Consider the following 13,776-nt stretch of genomic DNA (forward strand, 5'->3'; position numbering starts at 1 on the left):
AAATTCCCCAACTCAACCCCTGAACGCTCACCCGCGCCGTTCAACTGAAGCCAGCTCGACGATCCAACCATCGCCCGTCCGGCTTTGGTGGAGCTGCGGCTGAATATTCCAATATTTAGCGGCTTCGGTCAATTCAGCCTCTACATCTTGACCTTTGAGAAACAACGCTTTTGCGCCTTGGCGCATCAGCGGCTCCGCAAAGCCGATGAGCTGGTGTAGCGGAGCCAGTGCTCGCGCGGTGACGCAATCGACGGGGCCGGTGATTCTATCCACATTATCCCCGATCTCAGCGAGATGTACGACTCCCGGAGATGTGGTGACGCGGATCGCCTCGCGCAAAAACGCGGCCTTCTTGGCGATTCGCTCGACAAGATGGACGCTGGCGCCCGGTGTTCCGGCCATCGCGCAGGCAAGGACTACACCTGGAAAGCCGCCACCGCTGCCGAGGTCGGCCCATCGTTTGGCCGACGGTGCGAGATCGACGAGCTGAAGTGAGTCGGCGATGTGCCGGGTCCAGAGGTTTGGCAAGGTCGAGGGCGCGACCAGATTGGTCTTGGCCTGCCATTCCCGGAGCAACGCGATATAGCGATCGAGCCGCGCCTCCGTTTCATGTGAAACCGGCGCGAGCTTCAAGGCCGCACGCTTGTCCGCGGCGATGACGGAGTCGAGTGCCTGATCGTTAGCGCCGGCCTTGGCGATCTTCGGTTTGCTGGGCGCGGGGTCAGATCGGCGCGCGCCACCCTCACCTGCTTCGGGTCGTCGCGTTAGTGGTCTGTCGCCGCCCGGTCCGCGCTGTTTCACGTGAAACGCCTATGCGATTGCTTTGGACGACTTGCGTGCTTCTCGGCGGAGATAGGCCGCGAGGATGCCGAGCGCTGCCGGCGTCATGCCGTCGATCCGGCCGGCCTGCCCGACCGTGAAGGGCCGCGCCTTTTGCAGCTTGGCACGAACCTCATTGGAGAGACCCGGGACGAGGCTGTAATCGACGTCGGAGAGCACCATCCCCTCATCGCGCCGGAAAGCTTCGACGTCGGCGCTCTGGCGCTCCAGATAGACGTCGTATTTGGCGTCGATCTCAAGATGGGTGGCGATGACAGGATCGATCGCCGAGAGCTCCGGCCAGATCGCCCGGACCTGGCTCCAACCGATATCAGGATAGGCCATCAACTCGAAGGCCGACCGACGCTGGCCGTCGTGGTTGAGGGACAACCCGTGCTTGATCGCCTCGTTCGGGGTGATCGTCAGAGACTTCGAGAGCGCCCGGGCGGCATTCAGGGCGTCCATCTTGCTCCGGTGATACTGCGTCCGGGCGCTCCCGACACAGCCCAGCGCGATCCCCTTCTCGGTCAGACGCTGATCGGCATTGTCCGCCCGCAAAGTCAGCCGGTATTCGGCCCGCGAGGTGAACATCCGATAGGGCTCGGTGATCCCGCGGGTGACAAGGTCGTCGATCATGACCCCGAGGTATCCATCAGCCCGGTCGAACACGGTCAGCGCGGCGCCGCCGGCAGCGAGCGCCGCATTCAGGCCGGCCACGATGCCCTGGCCGGCAGCTTCCTCATATCCTGTGGTGCCGTTGATCTGCCCGGCCAGGAAGAGACCGCGCAGGCGCTTGGTCTGCAGGGTCGGATCGAGCTCGCGGGGATCGATGTGGTCGTACTCGATGGCGTAGCCGGGACGGACCATCTTCACCCGCTCCAGGCCAGGGATGCTGGCCAGGATCGCGAGCTGGACCTCCTCTGGAAGTGATGTGGAGATGCCATTGGGATAGACGGTCGTATCGTCGAGGCCTTCCGGCTCGAGGAAGATCTGATGGCCATCGCGATCGCCGAAGCGGACGATCTTGTCCTCGATCGAGGGGCAATAGCGCGGACCCGAGCTCTTGATCTGGCCGGAGTACATCGGGGAGCGATGGACATTGGCTCGGATCACCTCATGGGTGGCGGCCGTGGTCCGAGTGATCCCGCACTGGATCTGCGGAGTCGTGATCCGCCCGGTCATCACCGAAAACGGCTCCGGCGGCTCGTCACCGGGCTGCATCTCGACCGCGGACCAGTCGATCGTCGACCCATCCAGACGCGGCGGCGTGCCGGTCTTGAGGCGTCCGAGCTTGAAGCCAGCGCGCTCAAACGAGGCCGAAAGACCCATCGCGGGGGCCTCTCCGACCCGACCGGCAGGCCAATTCTTCTCGCCGAGATGGATCAGACCACGGAGGAAGGTGCCGGTGGTGACGACAACGGCCCCTGCCCGGAGCTCTCGGCCATCAGCCAGGCGCAGTCCCGTCACCCGGCCATCGACCACGATGAGTTCGTCGGCCTCGCCTTCGATGACGGAAAGTCCCCCGGTCTCCCGGATCGCGATCTGCATGGCGGCGGCATAGAGCTTCCGGTCAGCCTGCGCCCGCGGACCACGGACAGCCGGACCTTTCCGGCGATTGAGAACGCGAAACTGGATCCCGCCGGCGTCGCCAACCCGGCCCATCAGGCCGTCGAGCGCATCGACCTCACGGACCAGATGGCCCTTCCCGAGACCGCCGATGGCGGGATTGCAGGACATCGCGCCGACGGTCGAGAAGCGGTGCGTCACCAGCGCCGTCGTCGCGCTCATCCGGGCGGCCGCAGCCGCGGCCTCGCAGCCGGCATGGCCGCCGCCGATGACGATGACGTCGAAACTCGCTTGCTCTGTACGCATGGGCGGACTTCTAGCTCAGAGGCAGGAAAGCCGGAAGTGGAAACTGGGTGAGGTGGATGTTTCACGTGAAACGGGGTGGGCTGCTGCGTGGTTCGCGAAAACAACCCCATGCACAGTAGGGAGGGTGTTGGCCTGATTGGTGTTTCACGTGAAACAGGATGACCGGGCTATGGGCACGACCCGTCCATTGAAGCGAGCCTCCCGCCGCCGTGCTCCGTCATTGCGAGCGCAGCGAAGCAATCCAGAATTCCCTCGACGAAGGCAGTCCGGATTGCTTCGTCGCAAGTGTTCCTCGCAATGACGCGGATGGAGCCAGAGGCTCACCGCTGCTTATGAGCCTGCGTTGTTTCACGTGAAACAGTCAGGAACCCTCGTCTGTGTTTCACGTGAAACACAAGCAATGGAACAAGCGCTAGTCCTACATTGTAGAACTAGGGCTACTTTCCAATACAGAACTTCTGGAAGATGGCCCCAAGGACGTCCTCGACGTCGACTCGGCCAAGCAGCCGACCAAGAGCATAAGCGGCGGCACGCAGTTCTTCGGCGGCCAGCTCTTCCCCCTCTTCTACAAGTTCCAAACTCCGACGCAAGCTGTCCGAGGCCCGCGCCAACAAATCTCGTTGCCGAGCCCTCGTGACCAACGCACCTTCGGTGGTTCCAAAAAACTCGGCCGCAAATTTCACGAGAGCCTCGACCAGTTCGGGAATGCCATCGCCGCGGCTCGCCGAGATTCCGAGCTCACCCTGCGGACCAGCTCCGCCTAGATCAATCTTGTTGCGTACGACCCAGACCGAGCTGTGGGACTGATCTCCCGCGCCCGATTGGAGGAGCGACCGCATTACGTCCGGACCGACAGCGCGCTCCCCCTCCACCAGCCACAACACGAGGTCGGCATCCTCGGCCCGCGCCCTCGCGCGGCGCACACCTTCCTGCTCGACGGGATCATCGGTCTCTCTGATGCCAGCCGTGTCGATCACGGTAACGGGATAGCCGTCGAGATCGAGCTGCACCTCGATGATGTCACGCGTGGTGCCGGCGTGCGGCGAGACGATCGCGACCTCGCGGCGGGCGAGCTGATTCATCAGCGTCGACTTGCCGACATTCGGCGGGCCGGCGATCGCAACCATCAGGCCATCGCGCAGCCGTTCAGAATGTCCCTGAGCCGCAAGTACTTCTGCAATTTCGTCGTGCAGCGCCTTGATCGCTTTCACCGCTGGCGCCCGCAGCTCCGCCGGCACATCGCCCTCATCGGAAAAATCGATGCCGGCCTCGATCAGGGCCGAGGCCTCGATGATGCGCTCGCGCCAGTCGCGTGCGCGATTGCCGAGCAGGCCTTGCAACTGGCGCAGCGCCTGGCGGCGCTGACGATCGGTGTCGGCATGAATGAGATCGTCGAGGCCCTCGGCCTCGGTCAGGTCGAGCTTGCCGTTCTCGAAGGCGCGCCGGGTGAACTCGCCGGGTTCCGCCGCGCGCGTATTCGGAATTGAAGAAATTGCGGTAAAGAGCGCGGATAGCACCGCGCGGCCGCCATGGACGTGAAATTCGGCGATGTCCTCGCCGGTCGCGCTCCCCGGCCCTGGAAACCAGAGCACGACCGCGTCGTCGATCGGCTGGCCCGCACTGTCACGAAGCAGCCGACGGCTGGCCTGCCGCGGCGCAGGCAGCTTGCCCGCGAGGGATGTCAGCACGATCCCTGCTTGCGGACCGGAAACGCGCACCAGGGCGATCGCGCTCGGCGGACGGCCGGACGACAGCGCAAAGATGGTCTGGTCTCGCGGGTGCATGGCCTATTTGTCCGGCTGGCGGGGAAAAGGCAAACGGGCCCGTTCTCGGTCAGCCGGAGCAACGATTTTGCTGCGGTCAAACCCGCAATAAGATAAATATTGCACTGCAGCAGTGCACTCGGATTTTGCCGCAAAAGTCGCCATCCAGAGCGATTTCGGTCGATCATAAGTCAACTATTTGATAAATATATCAACAACTTAATTGACACCATGATTCGGAAGCCTGCCACTCGTCGCCATGCTGCACTTTCCCTGCAGCAAAGCTGCACAACGAAAAAGGGCGCCCGAAGGCGCCCTGATGTCTTGCTGCACTGCACTCAGGTATTCATGGAGTCGAAGAACTCCGAATTGCTCTTGGTCGAGCGCAGCTTGTCGAGCAGGAAGTCGATTCCGTCCATCGTACCCATCGGGTTGAGGATGCGGCGGAGCACGTACATCTTCTTCAGCACCTGCGGATCGGTGATGAGCTCCTCCTTGCGGGTGCCGGAGCGCGAGATGTCGATCGCCGGGAAGGTGCGCTTGTCCGAGACCTTCCGGTCCAGGATCAGTTCCGAGTTACCGGTGCCCTTGAACTCTTCGAAAATGACTTCGTCCATGCGGCTGCCGGTATCGACCAGTGCGGTCGCGATGATGGTCAGCGAGCCGCCCTCCTCGATGTTGCGGGCGGCACCGAAGAAGCGCTTCGGGCGCTGTAGCGCGTTGGCGTCGACACCGCCGGTCAGCACCTTGCCTGAGGACGGCACCACCGTGTTGTAGGCGCGGCCGAGGCGCGTGATCGAATCGAGCAGGATGACGACGTCGCGACCATGCTCGACGAGGCGCTTGGCCTTTTCGATCACCATCTCGGCGACCTGAACGTGGCGCACCGCCGGTTCGTCGAAGGTCGACGACACGACCTCGCCCTTCACCGAGCGCTGCATGTCGGTGACTTCTTCCGGACGTTCGTCGATCAGAAGTACGATCAGATAACATTCGGGATGGTTGTGCGCGATCGAGTGCGCGATGTTCTGCATCAGCACGGTTTTACCCGTGCGCGGCGGCGCCACGATCAGCGCGCGCTGGCCCTTGCCGATCGGGGCGACGATGTCGATCACGCGTGCCGACAGGTCTTTCCGCGTCGGATCGTCGATTTCCATGCGGAAACGCTGGTTCGGAAACAGCGGCGTGAGGTTGTCGAAATTGACCTTGTGCTTGGCCTTTTCCGGATCCTCGAAATTGAGCGTGTTGACTTTCAGCAGCGCGAAATAGCGCTCGCCCTCTTTCGGGCTGCGAATATGGCCTTCGATGGTGTCGCCGGTGCGCAGGCCGAAGCGGCGGATCTGCGAGGGCGAAACGTAGATGTCATCAGGGCCGGGCAGATAATTCGCATCGGGAGAGCGGAGAAAGCCGAAGCCGTCGGAGAGAACCTCGACCACACCCTGGCCGACGATGTCTGTCTCAGCCAGCGCAAGCTGCTTGAGGATGGCGAACAGCAGCTCCTGTTTGCGCATGGTGCTGGCGTTCTCGACCCCGTTTTCCTCCGCAAACGAGACCAGCTCGGCCGGCGTTTTGGACTTGAGGTCTTCGAGTTTAATTTCCCGCATTGGGGTGGTCCTGTGGGGTAGCCTTGGGAGGGGGGTGCGAGGAGGCTCTGAAATGCGGACGCGAGAAGGTAAGGTCCGCAGGTCTGGCAAGGTTACGTGCCCGTGGGGCTTCAAACCTGATGCGGTGTCCGGCCTTTAAAAAGCTCAGACACAACCACATCCGCCTGCGTTGGGTGGGATGTCGACAATATAGAAAATCGCTTTCCACTCCGCAAGCCGAAGCGCTGAGCGATCGTTCACGTTTCCTGCCTCAAATCTTGCCTAGAACGGCTTCACGATCACCATGATGACGATGATGATCATCAGGACGGTCGGCACCTCATTGATAATCCGGAAGAATTTCTGGCTGTGCAGGCGCTTGTCGGCCGCGAAGTCCTTGAGCCAGCGGGAAAAAAAGCCGTGGACCGCGGACATGGCGAGGACCATTGCCAGTTTTACGTGCAGCCAGCCGAAGCTGAACCAGTGACCGGCCCAGGCGAGATAAAGCCCGGCGAGCCAGGTGACGATCATGGCGGGATTGATGATCGCCTTGAACAGCCGGCGCTCCATGACCTTGAAGGTTTCGGACTGTTTTGAGCCGATCTCGGCTTCCGAGTGATAGACGAACAGCCTGGGCAGATAGAGCATGCCGGCCATCCAGGCGATGACCGCAATGACGTGCAGCGCCTTGACCCAGAGATAGACGTCTTCAAACATTCTTGGCGCCTGGCTTTCCGTCCGCCTGCTCGGCGGTCTGGGGATAGTAAGAACTCGTTAAGGTCTCGCCTCCACACATATCCTTCGGTAGCGCCTTCCTCAAATCTAGAATCTTAGATTCTTAAGGTTTGAGTCTGAGTGACCGTGGATTGGACTCACACAATGCCGTCCGCACGTTCGCGCGCGCTTGTTCACATCCATCAACATGTCCCTGCCAGTTCCTGTCTGGCCAGATAAATGGTCCGAGCTCAAAGGCTTGCGCATTTTGATCCGCAGCCTATCAAGGGAGTTATCGGCGCAATCCCGCTTCTCTCTCGACAGGCGACCGGACTTGTTCCGACGGGCAGTGGTGTGAAGAAAATTGGCACTTATCCCGCCCCCGGTGTCGCGCAACGCTTTCCGAGGGGTTAAGGTCCACAGAAATCCACAAACCACACCGCCTCCATACAAAGAGTTTTTGTGCCGACCTCGAACAATTATTTCCATCTGCACCTCGTCTCCGACTCCACCGGCGAGACCCTGATTACGGTCGCGCGCGCCGTCGCCGCGCAATATGCGAACGTCACCCCGGTCGAGCATGTCTATCCGCTGGTGCGCAGCCAGAAGCAGCTCGACCGCGTGCTCGACGAGATCGAGGAGGCGCCTGGAATCGTGCTGTTCACGCTGCTGGAGAAGGACCTGGTCTCCAGGCTCGAGGACAAGTGCAAGGCGATCAACGTTCCGAGCCTGTCGATCATCGGCCCGGTGATGCAATTGTTCGAAGCCTATCTCGGTGCCGCGACGACGGGTCGCGTCGGCGCGCAGCACGTGCTCAATGCGGAATATTTCAAGCGCATCGATGCCTTGAACTACACCATGATCCACGATGACGGCCAGCATGTCGAAGGGCTCGAGGAAGCTGATGTCGTGCTGGTCGGCGTGTCCCGCACGTCGAAGACGCCGACATCGATCTATCTTGCCAACCGCGGCATTCGCACCGCAAACGTGCCGCTCGTGCCGGGCATTCCGGTGCCGGCGCAATTGGAGACACTGACGCGCCCGCTGGTGGTGAGCCTGCATGCGACGCCCGAACGCCTGATCCAGATCCGACAGAACCGCCTGCTCTCCATGGGCGCCGAATCCGGATCCGGCAGCGACACCTATACTGACAGGCAATCGGTCACCGAGGAGGTTGCGTTCGCGCGCAAGCTCAGCGCCAAGCACGACTGGCCGCTGCTCGACGTGACGCGGCGCTCGATCGAGGAAACTGCAGCCGCGATCATGAAGCTCTACAGCGATCGCCAGCGCAACCGGCCTTCTGAATAATCTTGGGAATAGTTCGCAAAGATGGGTCTGTGGCGCGGCACCTCTCCGTTGATCCTGGCGTCGCAGAGCAGCGCGCGAAAAATGCTGCTCGAAAATGCCGGGCTCGAATTCGAGGCGGTGACCGCTGATGTCGACGAGCGGGGCATTCAGGCTGCATCGAAACTTTCAAACCCGCGTGAGATCGGCCTGCTCTTGGCGCGTGAGAAGGCCATGGCGGTCTCAGCAAATCGTCCGGGAAGTTACGTGATCGGTGCCGACCAGACACTGGCGCTCGGCGACCGTCTCTTCAACAAGCCCGCCGGACGCCCGCAGGCATTGGCGCAATTGCGCGATCTCGCAGGCAAAAGCCACGAGCTGAATTCTGCCGTGGCTGTCGCGCGCGACGGCAAGATTGTCTTCGAGGATGTATCGGTCGCCCGCATGACCATGCGGCCAATGACCGAGGCGGAGTTGTCGGCCTATCTCGACGCTGCCGGCAATGCCGTCACCACGAGCGTTGGCGCCTATCAGTTGGAGGGTCTCGGAATCCATCTGTTCGAGCGCATCGAGGGCGATCATTTCACCATTCTTGGTCTGCCGCTGCTGCCGCTGCTTGCGTTCCTGCGGAGCGAGCATCTAATTGCGGTTTAGACACTAGATATGGCCAGATGCTGATGCGGATCCTCGGACTGACCGGCTCGATCGGGATGGGCAAATCCACCACCGCGAAATTGTTCGCGGAGGCCGGCGTGCCCGTCTACGACGCCGATGCCGCCGTCCATCAGCTCTATGAGGGCGAGGCCGTGCCGGCGATCGAGGCTGCCTTCCCCGGGACCACCGTGAACGGCAAGGTCGACCGGGCAAAGCTGTCGGCGCGCGTGGTGCACGATCCCGCCGCCATCAAGCAGCTCGAGCAGATTGTTCACCCCATGCTCGGTGCTTCCCGGCAGAAATTCTTTGCCGACGCGGAAGCCGCCGAGGCGCCGGTCGTGGTTCTCGACATTCCTCTGCTGTTCGAGACCGGTGGCGAGAAGCGCGTCGATGCCGTGGTCGTGGTCTCGACCTCGCCGGAAGTTCAGCGCGAGCGTGTGCTGGCGCGGGGAACCATGGACGAGGCCAAACTCGACGCCATCATTGCCAAGCAGATGTCCGATGCCGAAAAGCGCAAGCGGGCTGATTTCGTGGTGGATACGTCACACGGGCTGCAGCCGGTGCGCGCGCAAATCACGCACATCCTGACCGAGGTCGCTAAGATGCCGCAGCGGCGGACCTGATTCGCCGACTTTTACGGCGTCTTGCACGGCATCTTAAAATCATGCGCGAAATCGTCCTCGATACCGAAACCACCGGCCTCGATCCCCTGCGCGGCGATCGCCTCGTCGAAATCGGCTGCGTCGAGATCCTCAACCGCATGCCGACGGGACAGACCTATCACGTCTATATCAATCCCGAGCGCGACATGCCGGCGGAAGCTTTCGCCGTCCACGGGCTGTCGGCTGAATTCCTGTCGACCAAGCCGCTGTTCCACGAGGTGGTCGACGAGTTCCTGGAATTCATCGGCGATGCGCCGCTGGTGATCCACAACGCCTCGTTCGACATCAGCTTCATCAATGCCGAGCTCGACCGGATCAAGCGCGCGCCGATTCCGCGGGAGCGGCTGGTCGATACGCTGCTGCTGGCGCGGCGGAAGCATCCGGGCGTATCGAACCGGCTCGACGATCTCTGCTCGCGCTATTCGATCGACAATTCACACCGTACCAAGCACGGCGCGTTGCTCGATTCAGAGCTTCTGGCTGAGGTTTATGTCGATCTAGTCGGGGCACGGCAGTCGCAGCTCTTGCTGGCGTCGGATGCCCGGGAGATTCGTGTCAGCAGCGCCGGCGATGCACCGCGGCGGCAGCGGTCGGTGCCGCTTGCGCCGCGGGTGTCAGATGCCGAGCGCGAGGCCCATCGGGCCTTTATCGCAACGATGGGCGAGAAGGCGATCTGGAACGAGTATTTGCCCGCTCCAGCCGTTCCTCCGGCTGGCCAGGCTTAAGCCTGACCGGCCTGACCCTGGGCGGCCATCTGCCGCTCCATGTTCTGGCGATAGAGACCGACGAAATCGACCGGGTCCAGCATCAGCGGCGGGAACCCGCCATCGCGCACGGCGGTCGCGATGATCTCGCGGGCGAACGGAAACAGCAGCCGCGGGCACTCGATCATGACCAGCGGATGCAGGTTCTCCTTCGGCACATTGGCGATGCGGAACACGCCGGCATAGGCCAGCTCGAATGAGAACATCACCTTGCCGGCGGTCTCGGCCTTGCCCTCGACCGACAGCGTGACCTCGAACTCGGTTTCACTGAGGTTGTTGGCGCCGACATTGATCTGGATGTTGATCTGGGGCGGCTGGCTTTGCTGCTGGAGCGAGCTCGGCGCGTTCGGATTTTCGAACGACAGATCCTTGGTATATTGCGCCAGCACATTGAGCTGGGGAGCCTGGGCCGCCTCGGGAGGGGTGCCGTTACCGTTGGTCATCGAAGTGTCTCCTTACCCGATTGGGGCTGAATTTCGCGGCGGTTGGCTAACATAGGGCCGCCTCATTCCACAAGGACGAACGGCTCCGGAGGGTCGATCCGGGCCGCCCCCAGAACTGGGACGTTTCTCCCGCCCCGGACACGAAATCGCTTGTTAAACGCTTGAAGATGCGCGATTTCCGCCCACGATCGGGTTTCCCCTTAAGCATAAAACGCGCTACACTTCACGCTGTGCCAAAAGGCGCCATTGGCCGGGCCCAATTTCGTGCCTACATCCGGCGGACGTGACGCGCGGACCAAAATTGGTGATGTCATCTTGCCGTTCCGGTATGGAACGGTCTACTGGCCGGATTGATTTTCCCGGTCACGGCCCCCAGGAAGACCTGAGCAAAGACCAGAAAGCGATACGACGTGGACATCTACACCATCATCTTCCTTGCGCTGGCGGTCTTTATTTTCCTGCGGCTGCGCAGCGTATTGGGGCAGCGGACCGGCAACGAACGGCCACCGTTCGATCGCACCGCTCGCAATGCGTTGGGGGGAGCTCCGGACAATAACGTCGTGACCATGCCGGGCAAGGTGATCGACCAGCCGCCGGCGGCGCCGTTAGCAGAGCCCGCCCCGCCTTCCGATCGCTGGAAGGGCCTGACCGAGCCGGGCACTGCGCTGGCCCAGGGTCTCGACGCCATCTTCGAGAAGGATTCGACCTTCGATCCGCGCCACTTCATCTCGGGCGCCCGTGGCGCCTATGAAATGATCGTGCTGGCCTTTGCCAATGGCGATCGCCGCTCGCTGCGCGACCTGCTCTCGTCCGAGGTCTATGAGAGTTTTGACGCCGCGATCAAGGATCGCGAGAAGAACGAGCAGAAGACCGAGACGCGCTTCGTCTCGATCGACAAGGCCGAGCTGGTCGGCGCCGAGCTGCGCGACAAGACGGCCCAGCTCACTGTCCGCTTCGTTTCACAGATGATCTCGGTCACCCGTGACAAGGCCGGCAACATCGTCGACGGCAACGCCGACAAGGTCGCCGACATCACCGACATCTGGACTTTCGCCCGCGACACCACCTCTCGCGATCCGAACTGGAAGCTGGTTGGCACCGGAAGCGCGAATTAAGAGTTTCCTGAAGACCAGCGCGACGGCGCTTTGCGCAGGTCTCGTCGTGCTGGCCTCGTTTTCGCTTGGCGCGGAAGCCGCCCGGCGCCACTACCGCAGCCATCATCGTCACGCCCCTGAAGTCGCCGCGATCCCGCCGCGTGCTCTGCCCTATCCGCAGCTCCCTCTCCCGTTCGAAATTCCCGGCGCGCAATATCTGCCGTTGGCCTGGGCCGACGTGAAGGGCTGGAGCGAGGACGATCATCTCGCGGCCTATAAGACGTTTCGCGCCAGTTGCCGTTCGATCAATGCGCAGACCGGCGCCTCCGAGCCGAAAGCGCTGAACGGCTCGCTGAACGAACCCTGCCGCGCTGCCAAGTCGTTCGAGCCGAGTGATGACGCCAGCGCAAGGACATTCTTCGAGACCAACTTTTCGCCGCTGCGCATCTCGCGCCTCGGTGAGCCCGATGGCTTTGTCACCGGCTATTACGAGCCGGTACTGGACGGCTCGCGCGCGCAGACCGATGTCTACAACGTGCCGGTCTATCGCCGGCCCTCGAACCTGTTCGTGCGCGGCTTCAATCAGGCTTCGGTCAGTCTGCCCAACAAGGGGCCGGTGTTTCGCAAAATCGGGCGCCGCAAGCTCGTGCCCTATTACGACCGCGGCGAGATCGAGGACGGCAAGATCGCGGGCCGCGGCCTGGAAATCGCCTGGCTGAAGGACCCGACCGATTTGCTGTTCGCCCAGATCCAGGGCTCGGCGCGGATCAAGTTCGACGACGGCGGCACGATCAGGCTCAACTACGATTCCTACAACGGCTATCCCTACACGGCAGTGGGGCGCGTCCTGGTAGAGCGCGGCATCATTCCAAAAGAAGAGATGTCGATGCAGAAGATCAGGGAGTGGATGGCCCAAAACCCCGATGGCGCCAAGGAGTTGCGGCGGCAGAACCGCTCCTACATCTTCTTCCACCAGGTGAACCTCTCCGACAAGGACGAGGCGGTCGGCGCGCAAGGCGTTCCGCTCACCGCCGGCCGTTCGATCGCGGTCGACAAATCGCTGCACGTCTTCGGCACGCCGTTCTTCATCGAGGGCGAGCTGCCGATCGAGTCCGACCGCGCCAAGACACCGTTCCATCGTTTGATGATCGCGCAGGACACCGGCTCCGCCATCATCGGGCCTGCCCGCGCGGATCTCTATTTTGGCGCGGGGGCGGATGCCGGCCGCGTCGCCGGCCGGCTGCGCCACCCCATGCATTTCCTGATGCTGGTGCCGAAGAGCCTCGATCCGGACGTCCGCGCCGCCCGGCTGCCGGTACCGGACCCGCGGCCATCGGAGAAGATCGCAAGACTGTTTCCGCAAGCACCGGCAGCGAAGCCGGTTGTATCAGCCGCAACATCGGGCAAGGACGAGACTGTTGCTGTCGCTAGTCCGGTGCCGCTTCCGGCGCCGCGTCCTGTGATAGAACCTGTCCGTGAACCGCGCCGGCACATGAAAACCCGTTCCCACCAGCAATGAAGAGATCGTCCCGTCCGCCCGTGCTGGATCCGCGCCCTTCGCCGCGCCGGCGCGGCTTAAGCGAGGAAGACCGCGAGCTGTGGGAGCTCGTGGCGAGACAGGTCAAGCCGCTGCGAAAGCATCGGAGGACGAAGGTTCACGCCGCGCCGCAACCGGAGCCTGCTTCGGCCGCGGTTGCGAAACCGACGCTGTCGCCGCGGCCATTGGCTCAGGCATCAGTCCCACGTCCGTCAAAGCCGGCAATGCCGCCGCTCGCCCCGCTCGGCAAGCGCGAACGGACAAAATTGTCGCGCGGCCGCAGCGAGATCGACGCGCGGCTCGATCTGCATGGCATGACCCAGATGCGCGCGCATCGCGCCCTGACCGGTTTCCTGCACCGGGCCCACCACGAGGGCCTGACCTTCGTGCTGGTCATCACCGGCAAGGGTCGCAGCGGCGGCGAAAGCGGCGTGCTGCGTCGGCAGGTGCCGGAATGGCTGAGCCTGCCGGAATTCCGCGCCTTCGTGGTCGGGTTCGAAGAGGCAAGCATCGGCCACGGTGGCGAGGGCGCGCTGTATGTACGGATCCGGCGAGCGAGGTTTTAGCGCCGCATCCATCGCGCGATC

At 62.6% G+C, this 13,776-nt stretch carries 13 protein-coding genes; 7 read left to right on the forward strand and 6 right to left on the reverse strand.

The annotated features are described in order from the left end of the window. Nucleotides 1–27 precede the first annotated feature (27 nt). The 5 genes from rsmG to hemJ form a co-directional block, all read right to left on the reverse strand. Complete coding sequence (gene rsmG / locus M2427_RS26825) at nt 28–699, reverse strand: 16S rRNA (guanine(527)-N(7))-methyltransferase RsmG (protein ID WP_280709927.1); 672 nt, start codon at nt 697–699, stop codon at nt 28–30. Nucleotides 700–810: 111 nt separating this feature from the next. Further along, the gene (gene mnmG, locus M2427_RS26830; protein WP_280709872.1) at nt 811–2,691 is read right to left on the reverse strand and encodes a tRNA uridine-5-carboxymethylaminomethyl(34) synthesis enzyme MnmG; all 1,881 of its coding nucleotides are present in this window, start codon (nt 2,689–2,691) and stop codon (nt 811–813) included. A gap of 437 nt (nt 2,692–3,128) precedes the next feature. Further along, nucleotides 3,129–4,475 (reverse strand): tRNA uridine-5-carboxymethylaminomethyl(34) synthesis GTPase MnmE, encoded by a 1,347-nt coding sequence (gene mnmE / locus M2427_RS26835; protein ID WP_280709874.1) that lies wholly within the window; start codon nt 4,473–4,475, stop codon nt 3,129–3,131. Between the two features lie 317 nt (nt 4,476–4,792). Continuing rightward, nucleotides 4,793–6,058: a transcription termination factor Rho gene (rho, locus tag M2427_RS26840; RefSeq protein ID WP_280709876.1), complete on the reverse strand. Its 1,266-nt coding sequence runs from the start codon at nt 6,056–6,058 to the stop codon at nt 4,793–4,795. 261 nt (nt 6,059–6,319) lie between these two features. Beyond that, nucleotides 6,320–6,754, reverse strand: a complete 435-nt coding sequence (gene hemJ, locus M2427_RS26845) for a protoporphyrinogen oxidase HemJ (RefSeq protein WP_280709878.1) — start codon at nt 6,752–6,754, stop codon at nt 6,320–6,322. Nucleotides 6,755–7,213: 459 nt separating this feature from the next. Here hemJ and M2427_RS26850 point away from each other — a divergent pair, with 459 nt between their 5' ends. Genes M2427_RS26850 through dnaQ form a run of 4 tightly spaced genes read left to right on the forward strand, consistent with a single transcriptional unit; the run spans nt 7,214 to nt 10,076 of the window. Further along, the gene (locus M2427_RS26850; protein ID WP_254127385.1) at nt 7,214–8,059 is read left to right on the forward strand and encodes a pyruvate, water dikinase regulatory protein; all 846 of its coding nucleotides are present in this window, start codon (nt 7,214–7,216) and stop codon (nt 8,057–8,059) included. Nucleotides 8,060–8,080: 21 nt separating this feature from the next. Next, the gene (locus M2427_RS26855; protein ID WP_280709881.1) at nt 8,081–8,689 is read left to right on the forward strand and encodes a Maf family nucleotide pyrophosphatase; all 609 of its coding nucleotides are present in this window, start codon (nt 8,081–8,083) and stop codon (nt 8,687–8,689) included. Nucleotides 8,690–8,712: 23 nt separating this feature from the next. Then, nucleotides 8,713–9,312, forward strand: coding sequence for a dephospho-CoA kinase (gene coaE, locus M2427_RS26860; protein ID WP_280709928.1), 600 nt, complete (start codon nt 8,713–8,715; stop codon nt 9,310–9,312). Between the two features lie 41 nt (nt 9,313–9,353). After that, the gene (gene dnaQ, locus M2427_RS26865) at nt 9,354–10,076 is read left to right on the forward strand and encodes a DNA polymerase III subunit epsilon (RefSeq protein WP_280709882.1); all 723 of its coding nucleotides are present in this window, start codon (nt 9,354–9,356) and stop codon (nt 10,074–10,076) included. On the opposite strand, the gene secB is transcribed toward dnaQ, so the two are convergent. Next, nucleotides 10,073–10,558, reverse strand: a complete 486-nt coding sequence (gene secB, locus M2427_RS26870; RefSeq protein ID WP_280709883.1) for a protein-export chaperone SecB — start codon at nt 10,556–10,558, stop codon at nt 10,073–10,075. The genes dnaQ and secB overlap by 4 nt on opposite strands. A 410-nt stretch (nt 10,559–10,968) precedes the next feature. On the opposite strand from secB, the gene M2427_RS26875 reads away from it, so the two are divergent. From M2427_RS26875 to M2427_RS26885, 3 genes are read left to right on the forward strand one after another with little or no spacing between them, the layout of a single operon-like run. Next, nucleotides 10,969–11,673, forward strand: coding sequence for a Tim44/TimA family putative adaptor protein (locus M2427_RS26875; RefSeq protein ID WP_280709885.1), 705 nt, complete (start codon nt 10,969–10,971; stop codon nt 11,671–11,673). Further along, nucleotides 11,651–13,171, forward strand: a complete 1,521-nt coding sequence (locus M2427_RS26880; RefSeq protein ID WP_280709886.1) for an MltA domain-containing protein — start codon at nt 11,651–11,653, stop codon at nt 13,169–13,171. Before M2427_RS26875 ends, M2427_RS26880 begins: the two co-directional genes overlap by 23 nt. Next, nucleotides 13,168–13,755 (forward strand): Smr/MutS family protein, encoded by a 588-nt coding sequence (locus tag M2427_RS26885; protein WP_280709887.1) that lies wholly within the window; start codon nt 13,168–13,170, stop codon nt 13,753–13,755. Before M2427_RS26880 ends, M2427_RS26885 begins: the two co-directional genes overlap by 4 nt. Nucleotides 13,756–13,776: the final 21 nt, after the last annotated feature.

The sequence above is a fragment of the Bradyrhizobium sp. BR13661 genome, assembly GCF_029892425.1.
Classification (GTDB): Bacteria; Pseudomonadota; Alphaproteobacteria; order Rhizobiales; family Xanthobacteraceae; genus Bradyrhizobium.

Bases quoted from the DNA above. Each gene is read 5' to 3' on its own strand.
- rho (WP_280709876.1), bottom strand. From the start codon at position 6,058: ATGCGGGAAATTAAACTCGAAGACCTCAAGTCCAAAACGCCGGCCGAG.
- dnaQ (WP_280709882.1), top strand. From the start codon at position 9,354: ATGCGCGAAATCGTCCTCGATACCGAAACCACCGGCCTCGATCCCCTG.
- hemJ (WP_280709878.1), bottom strand. From the start codon at position 6,754: ATGTTTGAAGACGTCTATCTCTGGGTCAAGGCGCTGCACGTCATTGCG.
- M2427_RS26885 (WP_280709887.1), top strand. From the start codon at position 13,168: ATGAAGAGATCGTCCCGTCCGCCCGTGCTGGATCCGCGCCCTTCGCCG.
- mnmE (WP_280709874.1), bottom strand. From the start codon at position 4,475: ATGCACCCGCGAGACCAGACCATCTTTGCGCTGTCGTCCGGCCGTCCG.
- coaE (WP_280709928.1), top strand. From the start codon at position 8,713: ATGCGGATCCTCGGACTGACCGGCTCGATCGGGATGGGCAAATCCACC.
- secB (WP_280709883.1), bottom strand. From the start codon at position 10,558: ATGACCAACGGTAACGGCACCCCTCCCGAGGCGGCCCAGGCTCCCCAG.
- mnmG (WP_280709872.1), bottom strand. From the start codon at position 2,691: ATGCGTACAGAGCAAGCGAGTTTCGACGTCATCGTCATCGGCGGCGGC.
- M2427_RS26855 (WP_280709881.1), top strand. From the start codon at position 8,081: ATGGGTCTGTGGCGCGGCACCTCTCCGTTGATCCTGGCGTCGCAGAGC.